The 22,485-nt window shown below is 73.5% G+C and carries 19 protein-coding genes; 5 read left to right on the top strand and 14 right to left on the bottom strand.

Going from position 1 to position 22,485, the window contains the following annotated elements:
- Positions 1–2: 2 nt before the first annotated feature.
- Complete coding sequence (locus MFF61_RS19810) at positions 3–515, bottom strand: DUF2147 domain-containing protein (protein WP_238237301.1); 513 nt, start codon at positions 513–515, stop codon at positions 3–5.
- 267 nt (positions 516–782) lie between these two features.
- Between MFF61_RS19810 and ndk the strand changes: the two genes are divergently transcribed.
- The 3 genes from ndk (at position 783) to MFF61_RS19795 (ending at position 3,835) form a co-directional block, all read left to right on the top strand.
- Complete coding sequence (gene ndk, locus MFF61_RS19805) at positions 783–1,205, top strand: nucleoside-diphosphate kinase (RefSeq protein ID WP_238237299.1); 423 nt, start codon at positions 783–785, stop codon at positions 1,203–1,205.
- A 62-nt stretch (positions 1,206–1,267) separates the two neighbouring features.
- Entirely contained in the window at positions 1,268–3,364 is a 2,097-nt protein-coding gene (locus tag MFF61_RS19800; protein WP_238237298.1) for a molybdopterin oxidoreductase family protein, read from the top strand.
- Between the two features lie 114 nt (positions 3,365–3,478).
- Entirely contained in the window at positions 3,479–3,835 is a 357-nt protein-coding gene (locus MFF61_RS19795; protein WP_238237297.1) for a hypothetical protein, read from the top strand.
- A gap of 46 nt (positions 3,836–3,881) precedes the next feature.
- Here the strand turns inward: MFF61_RS19795 and MFF61_RS19790 are convergent, their stop codons facing one another.
- The 8 genes from MFF61_RS19790 to MFF61_RS19755 form a co-directional block, all read right to left on the bottom strand.
- The gene (locus tag MFF61_RS19790; protein WP_238237296.1) at positions 3,882–4,619 is read right to left on the bottom strand and encodes a PIG-L deacetylase family protein; all 738 of its coding nucleotides are present in this window, start codon (positions 4,617–4,619) and stop codon (positions 3,882–3,884) included.
- Positions 4,619–5,851 (bottom strand): glycosyltransferase family 4 protein, encoded by a 1,233-nt coding sequence (locus MFF61_RS19785; RefSeq protein WP_238237294.1) that lies wholly within the window; start codon positions 5,849–5,851, stop codon positions 4,619–4,621. Before MFF61_RS19785 ends, MFF61_RS19790 begins: the two co-directional genes overlap by 1 nt.
- On the bottom strand, positions 5,848–6,681 hold the full coding sequence (locus MFF61_RS19780; RefSeq protein WP_238237293.1) for a sugar phosphate isomerase/epimerase family protein: 834 nt from the start codon (positions 6,679–6,681) through the stop codon (positions 5,848–5,850). Before MFF61_RS19780 ends, MFF61_RS19785 begins: the two co-directional genes overlap by 4 nt.
- Positions 6,678–8,249 (bottom strand): YcaO-like family protein, encoded by a 1,572-nt coding sequence (locus MFF61_RS19775; protein ID WP_238237292.1) that lies wholly within the window; start codon positions 8,247–8,249, stop codon positions 6,678–6,680. Before MFF61_RS19775 ends, MFF61_RS19780 begins: the two co-directional genes overlap by 4 nt.
- A gap of 25 nt (positions 8,250–8,274) precedes the next feature.
- On the bottom strand, positions 8,275–9,300 hold the full coding sequence (locus MFF61_RS19770; RefSeq protein ID WP_238237291.1) for a Gfo/Idh/MocA family protein: 1,026 nt from the start codon (positions 9,298–9,300) through the stop codon (positions 8,275–8,277).
- A complete protein-coding gene (locus MFF61_RS19765) occupies positions 9,300–10,472 on the bottom strand; it encodes a class I SAM-dependent methyltransferase (protein WP_238237290.1) in 1,173 nt (390 codons plus the stop codon). The genes MFF61_RS19770 and MFF61_RS19765 overlap by 1 nt, the downstream gene beginning before the upstream one ends.
- Positions 10,473–10,536: 64 nt before the next feature.
- Complete coding sequence (locus tag MFF61_RS19760; RefSeq protein WP_238237289.1) at positions 10,537–11,469, bottom strand: HD domain-containing protein; 933 nt, start codon at positions 11,467–11,469, stop codon at positions 10,537–10,539.
- A gap of 2 nt (positions 11,470–11,471) precedes the next feature.
- Positions 11,472–12,662 carry an inositol-3-phosphate synthase gene (locus tag MFF61_RS19755; protein WP_238237288.1) on the bottom strand — a complete coding sequence of 397 codons (1,191 nt, stop codon included), beginning with the start codon at positions 12,660–12,662 and terminating at the stop codon, positions 11,472–11,474.
- Between the two features lie 392 nt (positions 12,663–13,054).
- Between MFF61_RS19755 and MFF61_RS19750 the strand changes: the two genes are divergently transcribed.
- Positions 13,055–14,083, top strand: a complete 1,029-nt coding sequence (locus tag MFF61_RS19750) for a transglycosylase SLT domain-containing protein (RefSeq protein ID WP_238237286.1) — start codon at positions 13,055–13,057, stop codon at positions 14,081–14,083.
- 133 nt (positions 14,084–14,216) lie between these two features.
- On the opposite strand, the gene MFF61_RS19745 is transcribed toward MFF61_RS19750, so the two are convergent.
- The 3 genes from MFF61_RS19745 to MFF61_RS19735 are packed head-to-tail and all read right to left on the bottom strand — an operon-like array spanning position 14,217 to position 18,529.
- Entirely contained in the window at positions 14,217–15,932 is a 1,716-nt protein-coding gene (locus tag MFF61_RS19745; protein WP_238237284.1) for an adenylate/guanylate cyclase domain-containing protein, read from the bottom strand.
- A 39-nt stretch (positions 15,933–15,971) separates the two neighbouring features.
- Positions 15,972–17,153 carry a bifunctional 3-oxoadipate enol-lactonase/4-carboxymuconolactone decarboxylase PcaDC gene (gene pcaDC, locus MFF61_RS19740; protein ID WP_238237283.1) on the bottom strand — a complete coding sequence of 394 codons (1,182 nt, stop codon included), beginning with the start codon at positions 17,151–17,153 and terminating at the stop codon, positions 15,972–15,974.
- Entirely contained in the window at positions 17,144–18,529 is a 1,386-nt protein-coding gene (locus MFF61_RS19735) for a lyase family protein (protein ID WP_238237281.1), read from the bottom strand. The genes pcaDC and MFF61_RS19735 overlap by 10 nt, the downstream gene beginning before the upstream one ends.
- Before the next feature lie 256 nt (positions 18,530–18,785).
- On the opposite strand from MFF61_RS19735, the gene MFF61_RS19730 reads away from it, so the two are divergent.
- Positions 18,786–20,819 (top strand): AI-2E family transporter, encoded by a 2,034-nt coding sequence (locus MFF61_RS19730; protein ID WP_238237279.1) that lies wholly within the window; start codon positions 18,786–18,788, stop codon positions 20,817–20,819.
- 14 nt (positions 20,820–20,833) lie between these two features.
- Here the strand turns inward: MFF61_RS19730 and MFF61_RS19725 are convergent, their stop codons facing one another.
- Together MFF61_RS19725 and MFF61_RS19720 are read right to left on the bottom strand one after the other, a co-directional pair.
- Complete coding sequence (locus tag MFF61_RS19725) at positions 20,834–21,682, bottom strand: phosphatidate cytidylyltransferase (RefSeq protein WP_238237277.1); 849 nt, start codon at positions 21,680–21,682, stop codon at positions 20,834–20,836.
- Complete coding sequence (locus tag MFF61_RS19720; protein ID WP_238237276.1) at positions 21,682–22,467, bottom strand: isoprenyl transferase; 786 nt, start codon at positions 22,465–22,467, stop codon at positions 21,682–21,684. Before MFF61_RS19720 ends, MFF61_RS19725 begins: the two co-directional genes overlap by 1 nt.
- Positions 22,468–22,485: the final 18 nt, after the last annotated feature.

Below are 22,485 nucleotides of genomic sequence, written 5' to 3'. Positions count from 1 at the left end.
GCTCAGGGCTGCGCCGCCTTCTCGGCCGGGGCAGGCTTCGGCGCGGCCGCCTTGGCGGGCTTGGGGGCCGCCTGGGCCACCTCGTCGGGGGCCTTGGTCCAGGTCTGCGAGCCGCACAGGATGCGCAGCAGGCAGCCGGAGACCGAGAGTTCGCTGGCGCTCTCGCGCGCCAGGGTCACGTCGTAGAACTTGCCCTCGTCGGCATTGTAGATCTGGCCCTTGAACCCGTCCTCGTCGGGCTTGAGGTTGTCCATCAGCGGCATGCCGATCACCGGGCGGGACCGCTTCTTCGGGTCGGGGTTCTTGATGTCGGTGCGGGGCTGGCCCTGGTCGTTCAGCGGCGACTTCACCCATACCACCGTGCCGCACACGTTCGCCCCGCTCGGGCCGCAGCGCTCGATCTTCACCTTCGCCCGGCCGTCTCCGGTGAGCCAGGTGCCGGACGGATCGGTGGCGGCCTGGGCGCTGCCGGCGAGAAGGATCGCGGTGATGGCCGGAATCGAGACGACGCGCATGCACGGGACTCCCTCTGGGATCCGCCCCGCGCCCGGAGGCGGCCGGCGGATCGGATCGTGGATGGCCCGATGCGCGAGGGCACCGGGCGTGGCCGAAAGGCCGCGGTGTCCGCCAAAAACGCTGCCTTTCGGGCGATTTTTCGACCACGTTGCGGCGCGGTCGCAGCAGGCGGCCGGGTTGAGGGCGGCCGGGGGGCCGGCTATAAGCCCGGCGCCGCGGCCGGCATCCTGCCGCTCCGCCACGCCTTTTTCCTGACGGACCTCACGATGGCCATCGAGCGCACCTTCTCCATCCTCAAGCCCGACGCGACCGAGCGGAACCTCACCGGCGCGATCAACGCGGTCATCGAGGAGGCGGGCCTGCGCATCGTCGCCCAGCGCCGCATCCGCATGACGGACGCCCAGGCCAAGACCTTCTACGAGGTGCATGCCGAGCGCCCGTTCTACGGCGAGCTCGTCTCCTTCATGACCTCCGGCCCGGTGGTGGTGCAGGTGCTTGAGGGCGAGAACGCGGTGGCGAAGTACCGCGAGGTGATGGGCGCCACCAACCCGGCCCAGGCCGCGGAGGGCACGATCCGCAAGCGCTTCGCCAAGTCGGTTGGCGAGAACTCGGTGCACGGCTCGGACTCGCCCGAGAACGCCAAGATCGAGATCGCGCAGTTCTTCACCGATTCCGACATCGTCGGCTAAACTCCCGCCGATCGAGACGCTGAGCGTCTGCGGCACGAGTTCTGAAGACACGGGGCGGACGGGTGACGGCACAGCCACGCATCGAGCGGCAAAGCTCCACCTGTCCGCACGACTGCCCCTCGGTCTGCGCCCTCGACGTCGAGGTGATCGACGGCGGGACGATCGGGCGGGTGCGGGGTTCGGCCCGCCACAGCTACACGGCGGGCGTGGTCTGCGCGAAGGTCGCACGCTATGCCGAGCGCATCCACCACCCCGACCGGCTGACGCAGCCCCTCATCCGCACCGGGCCGAAGGGCTCCGGCCGCTTCGCGCCGATCTCCTGGGACGAGGCCCTCGACCGCACCGCCGCGGCCTTCCGGCAGGCCGAGGCCGCGCACGGCCCGGAGGCCGTCTGGCCCTACTATTATGCGGGCACGATGGGGCTGGTGATGCGCGACGGCATCAACCGGCTGCGCCACGCCAAGGGCTATTCGGGCCAGCACTCCACCATCTGCACCACGCTGGCGTGGTCGGGCTTCGTCGCCGGCACCGGGCGGCTGGCGGGCGCCGACCCGCGCGAGATGGCCGAGAGCGACTGCGTGGTGATCTGGGGCACCAACCCGGTGCACACGCAGGTCAACCTGATGACGCATGCGCTCGCGGCCCGGAAGACCCGCGGCGCCCGCATCGTCGCGGTAGACATCTACGACAATCCGACCATGAAGCAGGCCGACCTCGCCCTGCTGGTCCGCCCCGGCACCGACGGCGCGCTCGCCTGCGCGGTGATGCACGTGCTGTTTCGCGACGGCCTCGCCGACCGCGACTATCTCGCCCGCTACACCGACTGCCCGGACGCGCTCGAAGCGCATCTGGCGGCCCGCGATCCCGCCTGGGCCGCCGCCATCACGGGCCTCTCGGTCGCGGAGATCGAGACCTTCGCGCGCCTCGTCGGCACGACGAAGCGGACCTTCTTCCGGCTCGGCTACGGCTTCTCACGCAGTCGCAACGGCGCCGTGAACATGCACGCGGCGCTCTGCATCCCGGCGGTGACCGGGGCATGGCGCCATCCCGGCGGCGGGGCCTTCCACTCCAACAGCGGCATCTACGGCCTCGACAAGCGCCTGATCGAGGGGCTGGACCTGCGCAGGCCCGGCGTGCGGGTGCTCGACCAGTCGCAGATCGGCCGTGTCCTCACGGGCGATGCCGAGGCCTTGCGCGGCGGCCCGCCCGTCACCGCCCTGCTGATCCAGAATACCAACCCAGTCTCGGTGGCGCCCGAGCAGGAGCTGGTGAAGCGCGGCTTCGCCCGCGAGGACCTGTTCGTCTGCGTGCACGAGCAGTTCATGACCGAGACGGCCCGCATGGCCGACCTCGTGCTGCCCGCCACGATGTTCCTGGAGCACGACGACCTCTACACCAGCGGCGGGCACCAGCACATCCAGCTCGGCCTCAAGCGCATCGACCCGCCGGGCCAGTGCCGCTCCAATCACGAGGTGCTGACGGGGCTCGCCGCCCGGCTCGGGGCCGAGCATCCGGGCTTCGCGATGACGCCGCGCGCGATCATCGATGCGACGCTGCGCGCCTCCGGCCGCGGCACGCTGGCGGAGCTGGAGCAGACGGAGGTGCTCGACGCGCAGCCGCCCTTCGAGCGGGCGCATTACCTCGACGGCTTCGGCTTCCCGGACGGCCGCTTCCGGTTCCGCCCGGACTGGGGCGGCGTGCCGATCGCCCATGACGGGCCGCGCGGCCCGGTGGCGGCCCTGCCGTCGTTGCCCGACCACTGGGAGGCCCCGCTCGCCGCGGCGACGCCGGAGCATCCGTTCCGCCTCGCCACCAGCCCGGCGCGCAACTTCCTCAATTCGAGCTTCACCGAGACGCCGACCTCGCTCGCCAAGGAGCGCCATCCGACCGTGATGATCCATCCGGAGGACGCGGCCGCGCACGGGATCGGGGAGGGGGCCTGGGTGCGCCTCGTGAACCAGCGCGGCGCCGTCAGCTTGCGGGCGACGCTGTTTCCGGGCCTGCGCCGGGGCGTGCTGATCGCGGAATCGATCTGGCCGAACGACGCCTATCCGGATGGGCGCGGCATCAACACCCTCACGGGCGCCGATGCGCCGGCGCCGTTCGGCGGGGCGGCCTTCCACGACAACCACGTGGCGATCGAGCCTCTGCCCCACTGACGGCGCGGGCCTCGCGGAGCAAGTGTTTTCGCGCCGGTGTGGCCGGTCCGCCCTTGCGCGGGGCGGGGGATCGCAGTCCAACGGTCAAGCTTGTCGAAGACCGGACTTGACCTCATGCGCCTCCGCATCGCCCTCGCCGCCGGCCTGCTGGCCCTCGGCGCCACCGCCGCGCTCGCCGGCGGTGCCTCCTCGCAATTCGAAGCCTACCAGCCGGACCCGGCCCTGCGCACGGCCCCGAAGTCGGAATTGGAAGGCCGCGTGCGGCGCGCCTGCGCCATCGTCCAGGCCCGCCTGCAGAACGCCGCCGAGTCCAGCCTGGAGCGCCCGTGCGGCTGCTACGCCAAGGCGACGCTTCGCGCCCTCGACGCCGCGGAGATCGAGTCCTACCGCACCACCGGCTATTTCAACGATTCCGCCCGCGCCAAGGCCCTCGGCGCGCTGGACAGCTGCAAGCTGCCCCGGCCGGTGTAGTCAGCGCCGGAACCCCTCTCCCGTCCGGGAGAGACGTTCCCGCCCTTCACAGATCGAACGGGATCTCGCCCTCCTGCCGGAAGCGCTCGCGGCTCTCCTCGGCGGCCAAGCGGGCGTCGAGCCCGGTCACGCCGCCGAACTGGAAGCCGATCTGGCTCGCATAGGCCGCGCAGGCCGCCCGCTTGGCGGCGTCGTCTTCCGGGGTGAGGTGCACCGTGACTTCGGGCAGCGTAGCAAAGGCGGCCCGGAACGGCTCCTTCGGGTCGGCGTGACGCACCGTGTAGGGGAAGTCGCGCCACCACAGGATCGGCCGCGCGGGCGCGGCCTCGCGCAGCGCCAGCACCAGCTGCACATGGTCCACGTGACCGCCCACCCCCTGCGGCGCCAGCACGAGGTCCGGCGCGAGACCGGCGAGGAGGTCGCCCAGCTGCGGCACGAGGCCGGCGCGCACGCGGTCGTCCGGGCGCAGCTCCGCGAACAGGGCCGGCGCCGAGGCGTAGCCGCGGTGGGGGGCCTCCGGCAGCGCGACGTGGCGCGGCGCGGCGCCGAGATGCCGGCAGGCCGCGGCGTCCTCGGCCCGGCGCAGGGCCATGTAGTCGACCTCCGGCCCGAGCCCCTTGTCGAGCTGGCAGGCGAGGGCGAAGCCCTGCGGGTCCGGCATGCTCGCGGTGAACAGCGTCGCGACCGTGACCTGCCAGCCCCGGCGCGCGAGCCGCGCCAGCGTGCCGCCGCACGAGAAGGCGGCATCGTCGAGGTGGGGCGAGAGGGCGAGGGCGGCCGGCATCAGAGCAGGTGCGGCTCGGCCCGGAAGCGGCAGGCGGGATCGTGCGGCAGCACCGGATCGACGGCGGCGGGCGCGCGGTCGCGCACGGCGGCGTAGACCTCCATGATCTGCCGGCCGACCGCGTTCCAGGAATAGACCCGGCGGCACTCCTCCAGGGCGGCGGCGGCGAGCCGCGCGCGCAACGCCCGGTCCACGATCACGCGGTGCAGCGCCTCGGCGAGGGCCGGCACGTCGCCTGGCTCGACCAGAAGGCCGTTCTCGCCGTCGCGCAGGCAGTCCGAGACGCCGACCGAATGCGTCGAGACCACCGCGAGCCCGGCCGCCATCGCCTCCAGGATCGTGTTGGAGAACCCTTCCGCGTAGGTGGGCGAGACGAAGACGTCGCCGAGCCCGTAGAGGGCCGGCACCGCGTCGTAGTCGGCATAGCCGGTGAAGCGCAGGTCGCGCTCGGCGAAGCCGAGTTCAGTGGCGCGGGCGCGGGCCGGGTCCACGTCGGGGCCGATGCCGGAGATCACCGCCGCGAAGGGCGTGCCGCGGGACCGCAGCAACGCGAGGGCGTCGATGAAGTCGAGCACGCCTTTCCGGCGGTCGACCCGGCCGTGGTAGAACAGGCGCACCGGCTCGCCCGCGTCGCCCGGCCGCCAGCGAGCGGGCGGGCGGAACCGCCCGGTGTCCACCGCCCCCGGCACGATCGTGAAGCGGGCGGGATCCGCACCCAGCCGGTCGCAGACCTCCTGCACGAACGAGCGCCCGCCGATCAGGAGCGCGTTGGCATGCGCCAGCACCCGCACCATCGCGAGCCGATGGGTCTCGCAGCAGGAGCCGACCCAGTGGCCGTCGCCGCCCTGGATCGAGACCACGTTCGGCACGCCGAGCGCCTGCGAGGCCAGCAGCGTCGCCCAGCCGGTGGGATAGCCGTACTGCGCGTGCAGCACGTCGAACGGCTTGTCCCGGTGCTCGGCCGCGATGGTGGCGACCATCGTGTCGATGTCGCGCTCGAAGTCGCCGCCCTCCTGTTCGCCGACCTGCTCCAGGCCGATCACCCGCACGCCGGGAACGGGCGGCGGCGGTCCGCCGCCATACACGCGGGTGCCGAAGTCATCGCCGCGGTACTGGCTCACCATCGTCACGTCGTGGCCGGCGCCGACCAGTTCGCGCAGCAGGTTCTGCGCGTAGACGCTCATGCCGGAGATGGCCGGGAAGTAGCGCCGGCTGACGAAGCAGATCCTCATGCGCGCCGCTCCCGGCAGGCCCGCAGGTAGGCCAGCGCGTCGGGGATCATCCGGTCCGCCCGGTGGCTCTCGCGGGAGAGTTCGACGCAGACGAGCTTCCGGAAGCCGATCGCGTCGAGGGCGTCGAGCACGCCCGGCACGTCCATGTCGCCCTCGCCGAAGGGCAGGTGGACGTGGACCCCGCGGGCCATGTCCTCGATCGCCACCGTGCCGAGCCGCGGCGCGAATTCCCGTAACGCCGCGGCCGGATCCCGCTCGCCGGTGACGAGGCAATGGCCGGTGTCGAGGGCGAGCGAGAGGCCCTCGACGCAAAGGGCCGCGTAGTCGTCCAGGGTCTCGATCAGCATGCCGGGCTCGGGCTCCAGCGCCGGCACCACGCCGCGCTCGGCCGCGTAGGCCACGACCTCCTCCAGGCCGTCGCGCAGCCAGCCGCGGGCCGCCTGCCGGTCGACGCCGGGCTTGGGCACGCCGGCCCAGAACGACACCGCTTCCGAGCCGAGGATCTGGGCGATGTCGACCGCGCGCTGCAGGAAGGCGACCCGGCGCGCGCGGCCCTCGGGGTCGGCGGTGACGAGGGTCGGCTCGTGCTTGGCGCGCGGATCGAGCAGGAAGCGCGCCCCGGTCTCGATCACCGAGCCGAGGCCGAGCGCGAAGAGCCGCCCGCGCACCCGCTCGGCCGCGTGCGCCCAATCCTGCGCGAAGGGGTCGAGGTGGTGGATGTCGAGCGTCAGCGCCACGCCGTCGTAGCCGGCCTCCGCGATCAGCGAGAGCGCGTCGTCGAGGCGGTGATTGGCCGCCCCGTTGGTGTTGTAGGCGAAGCGCAGGCTCACGCCGCCCTCCCGCGATGCTCGAGCCGGAACGGCGCGTGGTGCGATTCCGGCTCGCGGTAGAGCGGGTAGAGCGGCCCGACGATCGCGTCGGCCAAGCCGACGTCGAAGAGCGGCTGGCCGCCGAAGCGCTCCAGCGCCTCCGGCGTCAGGCGCACGGGGCGCAGCGTCTCGCTCTCCTGCCCGAAGCGGATCAGCGGGTGGTCGCGCTCCAAGAGCTTGCGCGTGTTGCGTTCGCCGATGCGGTAGTAGCTCATGGTCTCGACCTCGAGCCCCGGCACGAAGGCCTTGACGATGCCGACGCCGCCGCCGGGGGGCGAGGCGTCGAGGTAGAGCACGTCGAAGCCCGCCTCCTCCAGCCGCTCGCGGGCGATGCGCCCGCGCGCCTGCCCGTCCGCCGCCGGGGTGGTCGGCAGATCCCGGAACGGCTTGGTGGCACGCTCGGAGAAGACCGTATCGGCGAGGAAGCCGCGCAGGGTCTCGGCCGGCTTGTCGATCCAGTGCAGCATGGCGGCGAGGGCGCGGGTCTCCTCCTTGTCGAGGCTCGGCAGCGCGGTCTCGATGAAGGCGTCGACGTAGCCCGGCGGGGTGATGCGGCGGGCGAGGTCGAGCGGCCCGTGCCCGAAGGTCTTGCGCACCCGCGCGGCCTGGAACTCGAGCAGCGCCTTGCGCAGCGCCCGCTCGCGGTCGGGGTCGCAGGCCTCGCCGCAGGCCGAGAGCGCGATCGGGGCCGGCGTGCGGGCCGGATCGCGGTCGTAGCCGACGCAGTAGACGTTGGTGAGGCCGAACTGGTCGGTGGCGAATTTTGGCATCGCCCGGATGCCGAGCGCGTCGAGCCGCTCCAGCATGGCGCGGTTCTCCGGGCCGATGCCGTCGAGGTCGAGCATCACGCCCTGATCGAGGGCGCGGAAGAGCAGGCCGTTGCCGTCGCGCTGCAGGAGTTCGAGCACGCCGTGGCCGAGCGCGAAGTCCACGTCCGGCCCGGCGCCGAGCCCGTTGGTGATGAGGTTCGTGAACGGGACGTAGTCGTCGGAGAGTTCGAAATAGTCGGTCGCTGCGATGTCGAGGGGCATCAGGACCGTCTCGCCGGTCCTGGCGCGCACCACCTGGGTCCATTCGAGCACCGTGTCGCGACCGACGGGGCTGCCCGCCGGCAGGCCGAGGGTCAGGGGGTCGGCGACCGACCGGGCGCCGAAGACCCGCACGAGGTCGTGGTAGCTGCCGCGCTCCTTGCGCCGCGGGATCAGCGCGACGCTCGGCATCAGGTTCTCGGCGATCTCGGCGATCGCGCCGATGATCGCCTCGTCGTCGGTGGCACCGTAGCCGATGCCGCTCGGCATCGCGCCGACGAAGTAGGGATCGTCGAGGAACAGCGACACGAACCAGCAGGGCACGCCGGTGCGGTCGAGGGGCGCCAGCGGGAAGCCGACGACGCGGCCGGCCGGCAGCACGTCGAGATAGGCGCGGGCGGCGTCGGGCAGGGCGGAGGGCAGGCCCTCGATGGTGCGCGCCTGCCCGTACGTGTAGGGGCGGGGGCGGCTCGGGCGCGGGCTGGTCGTGTCTGAGGTCACGGATACGCTCTCGCTCAACGTCGGGTCAGGCGGCCGGCGCCGCGGCGGGGGGAGACGACCCCGCATAGGCCTGGGCGATCAGCCGCATGGTGTGGAGGTCGCGGGACACCGACCACGCGGCGCGCTCCGCCGGATCGCGCAGCGCCCGGCCGAACGCCCGCACCTGTTCGAGGAAGGGCGAGGCGGTGTCGTCGAAGGGCAGCGGCGCGACGCGGCCGGTCGCCCCGTCCGTGAACGTCACGCGCCCGCCCGGCTCCTGGCCCATCGTGTTCTCGGCGGTGAGCAGGCCCGCCGTCCCGGAGACTTCCAGGCGGCGGCGCGGCAGCGCCTCCGGGTAGTTGTAGGCCACGTGCAGGTTCGCCAGCACGCCCGACTCCGTGCGCCCGATCAGCAGCGCGCCGTCATCGACGGCGTAGCCCTGCGCGCGGGCCTGAGTCAGGGCGGCGATCTCCACGAGACTCTCGCCGAGCAGGTACTCGGCGAGGTCGAGGCCGTGGGGCGCGAGGTCCATCAGCGCGCCGCCGCCCGCCTGGGCCGGGTCGATGCGCCAGTTCGCCTGGCCCGGCAGGGAGGTCCAGGCGCGGTCGAGCCAGCAGGCATAGACGATGCGCAACGCCGTCACGGTGCCGAGGCGGCCCTCGCGGATCGCGTCCCGCATGGCACGGTGGCCCGGATGATGGCGCTGGTCGAAGGCCGTGCCGTAGAGAATGCCGGTGCGCGCCACGGCCGCCGCCATCGCCTCGGCGTCGGCGAGCGAGGCCGCCATCGGCTTCTCGCACAACACTGCCTTGCCGGCGGCGGCCAGCGCCTCCAGTGGGCCGCGGTGGAGGTGGTTCGGCGTCGCGACGTACACGGCCTCGACCTCCGGCTCGGCGAGGAGGTGGTCGAGATCGGCATGCGCCCGGATGCCCGCGGCCTTGGCGGCGGCCCGGGAGGCGGGGGAGGCGTCGCAGACCGCCACCAGACGGTCGCCTCCTAGCGCGATCGCCGGGGCCATGAAGTCGCGGGCGACCCAGCCGTAGCCGACGATGCCCCAGCCGATGCCCGCCATCACCAGCGCTCCGGCAGCGCGACGAATTCGCGCCGGCGCGCCCGCTCCGCATAGGCCGGCCCGGCCTCCACCGTCTCGGGGCCGGGCGAGCGCAGCGGGTAGGTGGCGCGCGGCCCGTACTCCGCCGCGTAGCGCTCGGACGGCCAGACGATGGCGTAATCCCCCTCCGGCGCCGGCTGGTAGAGCGGGTTGAGGCGCAGGATCGTGCCGTCCGGCGGCAGGGTCAGCCCGTCCACCAGCGCCCTTGGCGCCGGGCGCATGCCGGGGCCGCACACCACCGAGAACGCCTCCGCCTCGTTCAGCGACGCCGGCTCCGCCGGCACCGGCGCCCGCGCCTCGGCGAGGGCCGCGGTCAGTTCCGCGTCGTCGTACACGAGGCCGTCGGGGAAGAACTCCTCGATCTCGGCGCCGGAGACCGCGTGCCCGGCCGAGAAGCCGGCCTTGGCCCGGTTGTGGATGTGGCTGACCGCCAGCCAGCCCTCGTCGCCGGCCGTGCGGCGCAGGTTGTCGAGGATGCCCTGCTTGTCCTTCATGAAGTAGAACGCGTCGTGGCAGACCACGAGGTCGACGGGCGCCCCCTCGATCGGCCAGCAGGGCGAGGCGGCGTCGAAGCAGACGAGCTGGGCGCGCTGGCCCACCACCCAGTGGCGCGCCACCCAGAGCTTGGCGAAGACGACGTCGCCCCCCGCGACCTTGACGCCCCGGCCCTGGAGGTCGCGCAGGTAATGGCCGATGCCGCAGGCGAGTTCGAACACGCAGACCGGCGCGTTCCAGTGCGCTTCGAGAAGGGCGAGGCCCGCCAGATAGGTCGGGTCCGTCCAGCGGTGCACGAAGTAGTCGCCGACCCGACCCCAGGCGAGCCGCTCCACCGCCTCGCGCAGGGAGACGTACTTCAGGTCGCGCACGAGATCGCGCAACGCCGCGGGATCGGGCTTCGGCCCGGTCCACCACTCGTCCTGATCGGCGAGGAGGAGTTCGAGGGCGTGGCCCGGCGCGCCCCTGTCGAGATGCCCCAGCGCCTCGCGCGCGAGGTCGTCGCGGTCCACCCGCAGGAACGGAATGCCATCGACCACCGGCCAACGCGGGCCCTTGCGGCCCTCGCGCAGCGAATGGGGCGTGTCGTGATGCAGAGGCTCGCCCGTGACGGGCGAGCGAAGGCCGAAGGGGATCACGCGGACGCTCCGGGGGCGAGCCTGCCGAAGGAGATGGGACGCGTCGTCGGCGCGGGGAGCCCCCTCACGGCAGCCTCATGTCCGCGAGCACCCGGTCGTGGAAGCCCTTGACCGGGCCGTCGTGCACGAGCGCCATCTCGCCGAGCACGGTGTCCATCGTCAGCGAGGCCGCGCGCAGGTGCTGGGCGATCTGCAGCACCCGGTCGATCACGTCCGCGGCATGGAAGGCGCGGCCCTCCGCGGTGCCGTCGTCGGGCAGGATGCGCCGGGCGCTCTCCACGCGGCGGCGCAGGGCCGGATCGAGCTCGTCCAGCGCCCGCGCGGCCATCCGGGCGATGACCGGGTCGAGATGGGCGCCGAGCAGCACCTCGCCGGTGAAGCCGGCATCCGGCATCAGGACATTGTGCAGGTGGTGGGCGAGGGCCGCCACGAACACGGTCGCCGGGTCGGCGCCGTAGAAGGGGCTCAGCACCACGCCGTAGACCGCCACCATCAGGCAATGCTCGGCATGGTTCTCGGGCGGCTCCAGCAGGATGCGGGGCCGGCCCGGGCAGGTGACGCCCGCCCGCGGCTGGGCGGCGAGCAGGCCGACGAAGCCGGGCAGCGCACCGGCGGGCAGCGGGTCGGGCGCCGTCAGGGCGGCGCGCAACCGTGCGCGCAGCGCGGGGTCGACCTCGTGCGTGACCTCGTCGAAGCCCCGTTCCAGCACGGTCCCGGCCTCGGCCTCCGACAGGCCGGCCGCGGCCAGGAAGGCCGCGTCGAGATCGCCGAGCCGGGCCGCCGCGAGCGCGGTGGCGGTGACGCGCTCCGCGACGACGATGGCGTCGCCGCCGGCCGCGAGGGCGCTCCACCCTTGGGCGAACAGGCGCTCGGCGATTGAGCCGCGCCGGCCCGCCGAGCGGATGCGCTTGAGATCGTTCAGCTCGACGAGGAGCGCGCGCAGCCGCACGGGAGCCGCGGCATCGCCGCGCGCCCCTCCGGAATCCGGCCCGCTCATGCTCAGTGCACGCCGAGCCAGTCGAGCAGCATGCGCTCCTGAGCGCCGAAGGCGTGCTCCGGGCCGTGGCCGTTCTTCACCATCGGGGCCTTGAAGAACAGCGAGAGCTGCTCCTGCACGCCGCCGTCGCCGCGCTTCTTGGCGAGGTCGAGCACCCGCGCGATCTCGATGACGAGCGGGGCGGCCAGGATCGAATCCTTGCAGAGGAAGTTGACCTTGATCTGCATCTTCTGGCCGAGGAAGCCGGTGACGTCGATGTTGTCCCAGGCTTCCTTGTCGTCCCCGCGCGGGCGGTAGTAGTGGATGTGGACGAGATGGTCCTCGACCGGGTAGCCGAGGATCGAATCCAGCACCGTGCCCTTGGTGTTGAGCTTGGATTGCAGCGAGGACGGGTCGTCGAGGGCGAGGCCGTCGCGGTTGCCCAGGATGTTGGTGGAGAACCAGCCGTCCACGTGGAGCGCGCGCGACTTCAGGGCGGGCGCCAGCACGGTCTTCATCATGGTCTGACCGGTCTTGCCGTCCTTGCCGGCGACCGGGACGTTGAGCTGCCGGGCGAGGTCGACCAGCGCCGGCACGTCGGCCGCCACGCTCGGGGTGAAGTTGGCGTACGGAATACCGTTCTTGATCGCCGCATAGGCGTAGAGCATGGCCGGGCTGATCGCCTCGTCGCTCGCGTCGAGACCGCGTTCGAACGCGTCCGGCGAGTTGAGCGTCGGGTCGTCGAGGTCGGGCCAGCGCTCGGTGGAGGCGAGGTTCACCACCACCACGTCGTCGACGCCGCTCTCCTGCCGGAAGCGGTCGAGATCCGCCGCGATCGCCGTCACCGCCTCGCGGTGGTCCTTGGCGACGATCCGGTTCTGGCCGTCGATGTTCTTGCAGAACTTGGCGCTGCCGACTGCCGGCCAGGGCCGCATGGTGTTGAGCACCTGCGCGCCGTTCTCCAGGTCCTGCCGGCTCAGCACGCCGTGCGTGGAGGCGGCGGCGGCGAGATCGTCGCCGTTCAGGTCCCAGCCCCCGAAGACCAGATCCTTGTAGCCGACCATGCCGGCAATCGCCTTCCCCGCAAGGGGCAGACCATCGAGACGGTTCGATCCGGACTTGATCATCTCGATGCCGGCGATGGCGGTGGTGGCGACGGCGCCACCCATGCCAACGAAAGCGACGCCGACGCGGCGCCCGGTCTGCATGCTCATCGGAACGGGACTTCCTTTGACTGAAGGGCGGGCGGCGGTGCGCAACGGGATTAAGAGATGCCGCTCCGCGTAGCGGTGGGAAATGCACGAGATGCTCGTTGGTTCCGGGCGGCTGCGGAATTATTTGCATGAGCGGCTCGCGCGCGGGTCCGCCCCATTCGGGCCGAAACTGTGTTGAGACAGGTACTTACTGCGCCGCAAAATGACCCCGACGGTTAACGTCACGCTGTCCCATTGTGGTCACAGCGGGCCGTCAGACACGCCGCTCCCAAGCGAAGCGTGCGCGGCCGGGAATCGGGCCGGGCGGTAACGAAGGCAAGGACATGAGGGTTTTCCCGGAGCCGGCGCTCTGCGCCGACGACGCGTGTCGACTCGTGCCCGGGAACGGGTCGGTGGGTGACGAGGCCGCGGTGCGGTGGCTGAAGCCCGTCCGGGCGGCGCGCCGCCGGCGGTCGCTGCCGCGCCTCGTCGCCTCGGCGGCGGTGTTCGGGCTCGCCGTCGTCGGGACCCTGCCCGACGACAGCCTCGCGCCGCCCGCCGCGGCCCACGACCGCATCGACCTGCGTCCCGCCCGCAGCCCGTCCGCGCCGTCCGCGCTGTCGCCCGAGTGGCGCGGCGTCGCCCTGGCCATAGAGAAGCCCAGCACCGCCGAACTCATCCAGACCGACCTCGACCGGCTGTCGTCCGAGGCGGGCGAGGACGATCTCCTCAGCTTCGGCATGACGCGTGTGCCGCGCAGCCTCGTCGAGACCATCCTCCGCGCCGCGCGCGACACCGAGGTCGACCCGGTCTACCTGATGGCGCTCGCCGACAAGGAATCGAGCTTCCTGCCGCATGCCCGGGCCGCCACCTCCACGGCCGAGGGCCTGTTCCAGTTCCTGACCGGCACGTGGCTCGAATTGCTGCGCGCCTACGGGCCCAGACACGGTCTCGCGCAGGAGGCCGGCCTGATCCAGCGCCGGGGTGGCAGCCTCGTCGTGGCGGATCCCGCCGCGCGCCGCCGCATCCTGGCGCTGCGCCGCGACCCCTACATCGCCGGGCTGATGGCGGGCGAGATGATGAAGCGCGACCGCGCCCGGGTGGCGCAGCGCGTCGGGCGCGACCTCACGCATTCGGAATGCTACTTCGCCCACCTGCTCGGGGCGGCGAGCGCGAGCCGCTTCATGCAGCTCACCGCGGAGAAGCCCGATCACCCGGCCCAGGCCGCGTTCAGGGCCGCCGCGAAGGCCAACCGCAGCCTTTTTTTCGAGCGTGACGGCAAGAAGACGCGCAGCCTCTCGGTCGCCGAAGTCTACGAGAGACTCGACGGCATGATCGATCGGCGCCTCGACCGGTTCCAGTCGGCGGCGTCCCTGGCGGATCGCATCGACACGCGCAGGCCCGGTGAGGCCCCGCCGGCCGCGATCCTGATGATGCCGTGAGTTCCCGTAGCGAAGCGCTCTCACGGCAGCCATAGGGCACCGCGCGGCGGCAAGGCGCGCGACCCCTTCGGTTCTTCAATTCGCACGGCTGCTGCCGGTTCCGACGGGGTTGCAGAAATTTTACCGGTGCCGGTCAGGCCGAGGGCAGGCGTCCGGCGAGCGCGCCGGCCCGCTCCACGTAGAGGATGTCGAGGGCGCTGCTGCCGCGGATCTGCACCCGCTCGGCGCGAAGGCCTGCGGCGTCGAGGCCGGCCCGCCGGGCGGTCTCGGCGGAGGCGGCGAGCTGCACCTCGGCCGCCTTGGCGAGGCTCTCCAGGCGGCTCGCGATGTTCACGGCCGGCCCGATCACCGAGACCGACAGGCTCTCGCCGAAGCCCAGGCGCCCGAGCACGAGCGGGCCGGCATGCAGGCCCATCGCCACGCGCAGGGGCACGGGCAGCTCCGCGGCGATCTGGCGGTTCAGCCCGTCCACGGCCCGGTCGATGTCGGCCGCCGCCGCGTAGGCGGCCCGGCAGGCGGCGTCGATCCCGTCCGGATGCGTGAACAGGGCGAGCAGGCCGTCGCCCGCATAGCCGCCGATCCAGCCGCCATGAGCGATGACCGGCCGCCCCGCCGCCTCGAAGAAGCGGTTGAGGATGTAGACGACGTCGAAGGCGAACTTGCGCTCGGAGAGCGACGTGAAGCCGCGCACGTCCACGAACAGGATCGCCACCTCGCGCTCGATGCCCGCGAGGTCCGGATCCCCCATCTGCGCCGCCGCGGCCTCGCGCCCGCGCGGGCGCAGGATGCGGGTGATCGCGACGTCGCCGCGCGGTCGGGCCTGGCAGGCCAGGCGCACCCCCGGCGGCGCCGCGATGGCCGCGAGCGTCGCGGCCTCCGAGGGGCCGGGCGGGTCGAGGTTCTGTCCGCCCTGCGTGACCAGCACGCGGCAGGTCGAGCAGCGCCCGCGCCCGCCGCAGACCGCCACGTGGGGGATGCGGGCGGAGCGGCTGATGTCGAGGAGCGTCTGGCCCTCGGCGGCCCGCACGCTCTGGCCGGTGGAATAGGTCACGACGATGCGCCGCGCCCGCCACGCGGCCGCGATCCGCCAGCCGCCGAGCGCCAGGGCACCGGCCGCCGCCGCGTAGATGACCGCGAGCACGGGTGCGCGCAGGGCCGAGACGGCCTCGGGCGTGGGCCGCGCCTCCCAGAACCGGGCGAGGTCGGGCGCCCCGAAGCGCTCCGCGGCCGCGAGATCGCGGTCCATGAACTGGCCCTGCACGGCGATGCCGAGGGTGGCGGCCAGTGGCAGCAGCAGTGCCGCGACCGCGAGCAGCGGGACGATCCGCCGGTAGCCGGCGGCGAGCCGCAGCCACTGGTGCAGGCCCAGGCAGCCATGCGCCCAGACGAGGCCGAGCAGCAGCGTCTGGCGCACCATCCCGTCGGGCCACAGATGGGCGATCACGTGGGGGTAATCGGTGCGGTGCCCGGTGACGAGGTTCGTCACGCGGGTGCCGAGGATGTGCGGCACCAGCAGGAACGGGATGGCCAGCCCGAGCAGGATCTGGGCCGCCTGCCAGACCGGCATCCGCAGGCTGCGCCGGCTCGCCAGGGACTCGAACGCGAGCGCGACGTGGACGAGGAGGGCGCCCGCCAGCACGACCGTGCCGGGTAGCGAGCGCGTCACGGCCGTGCGCCAGCCCTCCGCCGCCCGCATCACGTCGAGCGAGACCAGCCCGAGCGCGTGATTGGCAAAGTGCGTGCCCGCGAAGGCGAACAGGACCAAGCCCGAGACGAGCCGGGCCCTCTGGCGCCACGAGCCGCGCCAGAGGCCCGCCGGGGGCACCTGGACCGCAGGGGAGGGGGTCATGGACGGACGGGTCCGGGGCGGCCCCGGCCGCTCCCCGGCTCAGGCCAGCTCGTCGCCGAGCACGTCGCGCACCCAGCGGAAGGCGCTGTTGGCGGCGGGCACCCCGGCATAGACCGCGGTCTGCAGGAGCAGCGCCTGCAGTTCCGGCAGGCTGACGCCGTTCCGCAGGGCGGGGCGGACGTGGAGCTTGAACTCCTCCTCGCGCCCGAGCGCCACCATCAGGGCGAGGGTCACCAGCGAGCGGCTCTTCCAGGGCAGGCGCGGGTCGCCCCAGATCTCGCCCCAGGCGATGCGGCTGATGAAATCCTGCCACGGCCCGGCGAAGGCGCCCGCCCCCGCGAGCGAGCGGTCGACATGGGCGGCGCCGAGCACGCTGCGGCGGTTGGCCAAGCCCTCCTCGACCGGGACTGCGCCGGTGGCGGTCTCGTCCGGCGCCCGGTGGCGGTCGAGGAAGGCGAGGAGATGGCTCGCCGCCGCCGCGGGCTGCTCCACCGCCAGCAGGTGGCGCGCGCGGGGCAGCACCACGAGTTCGGCGTGGCGGATGCCGGCACAGATCTCCTCCGACTTCTCCGGCGGCGTCGCCGGGTCGTCGCGGCCGGCGATCACCAGGGTCGGCGCGGTGATGCGGTCGAGCCCGGGGCGCAGGTCCATGCGCCCGATGGCGTTGCAGCAGACCGCGTAACCCGTCCGGTCGGTCTCGACGAACTGACGGCGCACGGGCTCCACCGCGTCAGGCGCGCTCGCCGGGAAACCGGGGCTGAACCAGCGCTCCATCGTGGCGTCCACGATGGCGGCGGTGCCGTGCGCCCGCACGGTCTCGGCGCGCTCGTTCCACGAGGCCTCGCTCGGCATGCAGGCGGCCGTCGCCATCAGGGTGAGGCTCTGCACCCGTTCGGGCGCCCGCATGGCGAGCGCCTGCCCGGTCATGCCGCCGAGCGACAGGCCGACCACGTGGGCACGGTCGATCTCGAGCGCGTCGAGGAGCCCGAGGAGGTCGTCGGCCAGATCCTCGACGGCGGTCGGCGCGTCGCGGGTCGGCGAGGCGCCGTGCCCCCGGGTGTCGTAGCGCAGCACCCGGTAGCGGCCGCGCAGATGCGGGACCAGCAGATCCCACATCGCCATCGTGGTTCCGAGCGAGTTCGAGAAGGCGACGACGGGCGCGCCGCCCGGGCCGGAGAGGTCGACGTTCAGCTCGGTGCCGTTGGCCTGGATCAGGGGCATGGGGATGCGTCCGCGTGGGAGGGTCGGGTCGGCAGGGAGATGAGGCGCGCGGCCTCGGCGAGCGCCCGGTCGGCCGTCCGGGCGCCGGCCCGGATGGCGGACGCGAGGTCGAAGGCCGGCTGCAGGTCGATGCCGGCGGCCTCGGGCCGGGCCGCCAGCACCGCGGCGAGGTCGCCGCGGCCCTCGCGCACGGCGCCGGCCGCCGCCTCCACCAGCGCGTGTGCGGCCTTGGCGCCGAGCCGCGGGGCGAGGCGGGCGGCGGCCGCATCGGCGAACAGCAGGCCGCGGGTGAGGTCGAGGTTGGCGCGCATGCGCGCGGGGTCCGGCACCAGCCCCTCGGCGAGCGCCCGCGCCTCGCGCAGGGCGCCGGAGGCGAGGCCGAACAGGGCGGGCAGCGCATGCCATTCGGCGTGCCACGCCCCGGCCGGGCGCTCATGGGCCGCCGCCATGCCGTCGAGGAGCGTCACCACCTGCCCCTTGGCGGCGCTGAAGGCGGCCAGGATCACCGTGGAGGAGACCGGGTTGCGCTTGTGGGGCATCGCCGAGGAGCCGCCACGGCCGGGCACGAAGGGTTCGGCCACCTCGCCGACCTCGGTGCTCGCGAGGTGCGCGACGTCGGTGGCGACCTTGGCGAGCGTCCCCATCAGCAGAGCGAGCCAGGACCCCGCCTCGGCGATGCGCGCGCGGCGCGTGTGCCAGGGCGCGGGATCGTAGCCGAGGCCGAGCCCCCGGGCGAAATCCTCGCCCACCGCCTCGGCAGCCTCGCCCAGGGAGGCGAGCGTGCCCACCGGGCCGCCGAGGGAGGCGGTGAGCGCCCGGTCGCGGATGCGCGGCAGGTCGGCGGCCGCCTCGGCGATGCCGAGCGCCCAGATCGCGGCCTTGAACCCGAAGGTCACGGGGGCCGCCTGCTGCCCGTAGGTGCGCCCGACGCAGGGCGTCTCGCGGTGGCGCCGGGCGAGGTCCGACAGGCCGGCGACGATGGCGCGCAGGTCCTCCGCCACGAGCGCGAAGGCCTCGCGCAATTGCAGCGCGAGCGCGGTGTCGGCGATGTCCTGCGTCGTGGTGCCCTTGTGGAAGGCGGGTTCGAGGTCGGGGGCCAGCGCCGCCTGCACGGCCTTGACGAAGGGGATCACCGGCACGCCGGAGACGGCCGTGCGCCGGCCCAGGGCCGCCGGGTCGAGGGCGGCGGGATCGAGCGCGTCGAGGGCCGGCGCGAGGGCGTCCGGCACCAGCCCGGCCCGGCCCTGCGCCCGCGCCAGCGCCGCCTCCGCCCGCAGCATCGCGGCGACCCGGGCCTCGTCGGCGAAGACCGCCCGCATGGCCTCTGTGGAGACGAGCGGGCCGAGGAGAAGGGAATCGAGCGCCGAGAGCGTCATGGGTCCCGCCAGATGGTTGCGCCCCGTCCGCCCGGCTCATATCGGGAAACGGCCTTGAAGGCCAAGGCCGCCCGCGCCATGCGGGTGGGTGGAAAGGGGCCGCCCGGAGGCGGCGCCGACGGCGCTATCTTCCGTTGCGGCATGCATTTTCCATATCCCGCCGTGCCGCCGTGCGGGATCTATTCCGGGTCCGCGCCGTTCCTGACCCATGCGTACGGCCCGGCTTGGCGGCCGAGTTCCAGAGTGAGGCGGGCAAATGGCGCGCGGCAGCGGTCTGCAGAAAACCCTCGTCCCGGCCGTGCCGACCCGCATCCCGGCAGCGGAGACGCCGGGCCAGGGGCTGGCCACCCCGCTGATCATCGCGGCGATCCTGGTGGCGGCGCTCTATCTCGGCCGCGAGATCCTGATCCCGATCGCGATCGCGGTGCTGCTGAGCTTCGTGCTCGGCCCGCTGGTGAACCTGCTGCGCAAGCTGCGGATCGGGCGGATGGCGGCGATCCTGCTCGCGGTCCTCACCTGCCTCGGCATCGCGGCGGCGCTGGCCGGGATCATCGGCATGCAGGCGGCCGAACTCGGCACCGGGCTGCCGCGCTACCAGCGCACCATCGAGCGCAAGCTCGACACGCTCAAGGCCGGGGTGCTGGGCGACCTCGCGGGCTACGTCCGCAGCATCGGCCGCCACATCCAGCAGGCCGGCGCCATGCCGGAGGAGAAGGCACCGCCCGCCGAGGCCAAACCCGCCGAGCCCCGGGTTCAGAATCCCGAGAAGCCCGTCCTGGTCGAGGTGCGCTCGCCCGACCTGACGCCGCTCCAGCTCGCCGAACGCGTGCTCGCGCCGGCGATCGGGCCGCTCGCCACCACCGGCATCGTGTTCGTGGTGCTGATCTTCATCCTGGCGCAGCGCGAGGACCTGCGCGACCGGCTGATCCGCCTCGTGGGATCGAGCGACCTGCACCGCACGACCGTGGCGATGGACGATGCGGCGCGCCGGCTCAGCCGCTACTTCCTGATGCAGCTCGCGCTCAACGCGAGCTTCGGCCTCGCCATCGGCATCGGGCTGTGGCTGATCGGCGTGCCGGGCCCGATCCTGTGGGGCATCTTCGCGGGGCTGATGCGCTTCGTGCCCTATATCGGCGCCTTCCTGTCGGCGCTGCTGCCGCTCGCGCTCGCCGCGGCGGTCGATCCGGGCTGGAACATGGTGCTGGCCACCGCCATCCTGTTCCTCGTGCTCGAACCCCTGGTCGGCCACGTCATCGAACCGCTGCTCTACGGGCACTCGACCGGCCTGTCACCCTTCGCGGTGCTGGTCTCGGCCCTGTTCTGGACGTGGCTGTGGGGGCCGGTCGGCCTCCTTTTGTCGACGCCGCTCACCGTCTGCCTCGTGGTGCTGGGCCGGCACGTCGAGAAACTCGAATTCCTCGACGTGCTGTTCGGCGACCAGCCGGCGCTCACACCGGTGGAGAACTTCTACCAGCGCCTCCTCGCGGACGATCCGGACGAGGCGCAGGAACTCGCCGAGACCATCCTCGCCACCTGCTCGCTCTCCTCCTACTACGACGAGGTCGTGCTCAAGGGGCTGCAGCTCGCCGCCTCGGACGCGCGCCGCGGCGTGCTGACGGAGGACCGGCTGGAGCGCATCCGCACCGCCATCGACGAACTCGTCACCGACCTCGCGGACCGGGAGGACGAGACGCCGACGGGTCAGCCTGGGCTCGCCGGGCGCCTCCTGTCCCGGCGCGACGCCGACCTGCCCTGCGACGCGTCGCCCGCGGTGCCGGACGCGCCGCCCCCGGAGGCGCTGCCCGCGGCCTGGCGCCAGAAGGGGGCGGTGCTGTGTGTCGCCGGGCGCGGTCCGCTCGACGAGGCGGCCTCCGCGATGCTGGCGCAGCTCCTGGAGAAGCGCGGGATCGGCACGCGGGTGGTGCCGTTCGAGGCGGTGTCGCGCGCGCAGATCCACAGCCTCGACGCCGAGGGCGCCCGGATGGTCTGCGTCTCCTACCTGGAGATCAGCGGGACGCCCGCCCACCTGCGCTACCTCGTGCAGCGGATCCGCCGCCGCCTGCCGGACGCCCAGATCCTCGTCGGGCTGTGGCCGGCGGACGACGAGGTGATGGCCGATTCGAAGGCGCGCGCCTCCCTGGGGGCCGATGCCTACGTGTCGTCCCTGCGCCAGGGCATCGAGGCCTGCCTGGAGGCCGCCGGACAGGAGGCCGCGCCTGCCCCGGTGAGCGACCCGCCGCGGCGCCCGGACGCGGCGCCCCACCCGGTCCCGGCGGGCGCCCCGGCCTGAAGGGCCGCGGCGCCTCAGGCCGCCGCCCGCAGGGCGAGGAGGAGCCCGGCCAGGGCCGCCACGGCGAAGAAGCCGTCGAGCCGGTCCATGACGCCGCCGTGGCCCGGGATCAGGCGGCCGGAATCCTTGGCCCCGTAGGCGCGCTTGAGGGCGCTCTCGGCGAGGTCGCCGCCCTGGCTCAGCACCGAGCCGAGCGCCGAGAGGCCGAGCGCGGCGGCGAGCGGCAGGCTCTCCTGCGCGCCGAGATGCGCGGCTCCCGCCGCGATGGCCCCGCCGACGATCGTCGCCCCGACGAGGCCGCCGCAGAAGCCCGACCACGTCTTCTTCGGGCTCACTGCGGGCCACAGCTTCGGTCCGCCGAGCGCCCGGCCGGTGAAGTAGGCGGCGATGTCCGTCGTCCAGACGGTGCCGAACAGCCAGAGCGGTCCGGCGAGCCCGATGCGGGGATCGTCGCGCAGCAGCACCGGCACCAGGGCCACCACCGCCGCGCAGGCGAGGCTGAGGGGCGCCCAGAGCCGGCCCGCCGCCGGCCGTGCCAGGAGGGCCAGGACGAGCATCGCGAGCCCGGCGAAGCCGAGGAGCACCAGGGGGGAGGTGTCGAGCCGCGCCCCCGCCATCAGCCCCGCGAGGGCGAGGCCGGCGAGGCCCAAAAGCAGCCGGTGGGGCGCCGTGCGGGTGATGGCCAGCCACTCGCCCACCACCGCGAGGCCGGCGAGCAGCCAGATCAGCGCGAAGAGCCAGCCGCCCGTCAGGGTCGCGGCGAGGACGAGAAGCCCGAGCACCACGCCCGAGACGGCGCGCACGCCGAGTTCGCTCGCCGGCCAGGGGCGCCGCGCCCCGGGGGCGCTGCCGTCGGTCGCCATCAGCGGGCCTGCGCGCCGAGGCCGCCGAAGCGGCGGTCGCGGCCCTGGTACTCACCTACCGCCGCCGCGAAGGCCGCGTGGTCGAAATCGGGCCAGAGGTCCGGAATGAACACGAATTCCGAGTAGGCGGTCTGCCACGTCAGGAAGTTCGACACCCTCTGCTCCCCCGAGGTGCGGATCACGAGGTCGGGGTCGGGGATGTCGCGCGTGTCGAGGGCGGCCGCCACGGTGTCGAGCCCGATCTCCTCCGGGGCGAGGCGCCCCTCCTGCACCGCCCGGGCCAGCGCCCGCGCCGCCCGCACGATCTCCTGGCGACCGCCGTAGTTGAAGGCCACCACCAGGGTGAGGCGGGTGTTGCGGGCGGTGCGCTCCTCGGCCTCGCGCAAAAGCGCCGCGATGTCGCCCGGCAGGCCCTCGCGCTCGCCGATGATCCGCACCCGCACGCCGTTCGCGTCGAGGTCGGCGAGGTCGCGGCGAACGAACAGCCGCAGCAGCCCCATCAGATCGGCGACCTCGGTGGCGGGCCGGCGCCAGTTCTCCGACGAGAAGCTGTAGACCGTGAGATAGGCGATGCCGAGGTCGAGGGCGGCGCGCACGGCCCGGCGCACCGCCTCCACGCCGCGGCGGTGCCCCTCCGCCCGGGGCAGGCCGCGGCGGGCCGCCCAGCGGCCGTTGCCGTCCATGATGATCGCGACATGCGCCGGGACCGGGGGCGGCGCGTGCGCCGGCCCGGGCGCGGCCTCGGTCGCGCCCGCCAGGAATGCCGTCTTGCTGTCGCCCGCCATTCCGGTCCCGCTCTCTCG

Origin of the sequence: Methylobacterium isbiliense, from assembly GCF_022179325.1 — a bacterium.
GTDB lineage: Bacteria > Pseudomonadota > Alphaproteobacteria > Rhizobiales > Beijerinckiaceae > Methylobacterium > Methylobacterium isbiliense.
The sequence above is the reverse complement of the archived record's forward strand: the minus strand, read 5'-3'. Positions and strand labels throughout refer to the sequence as shown.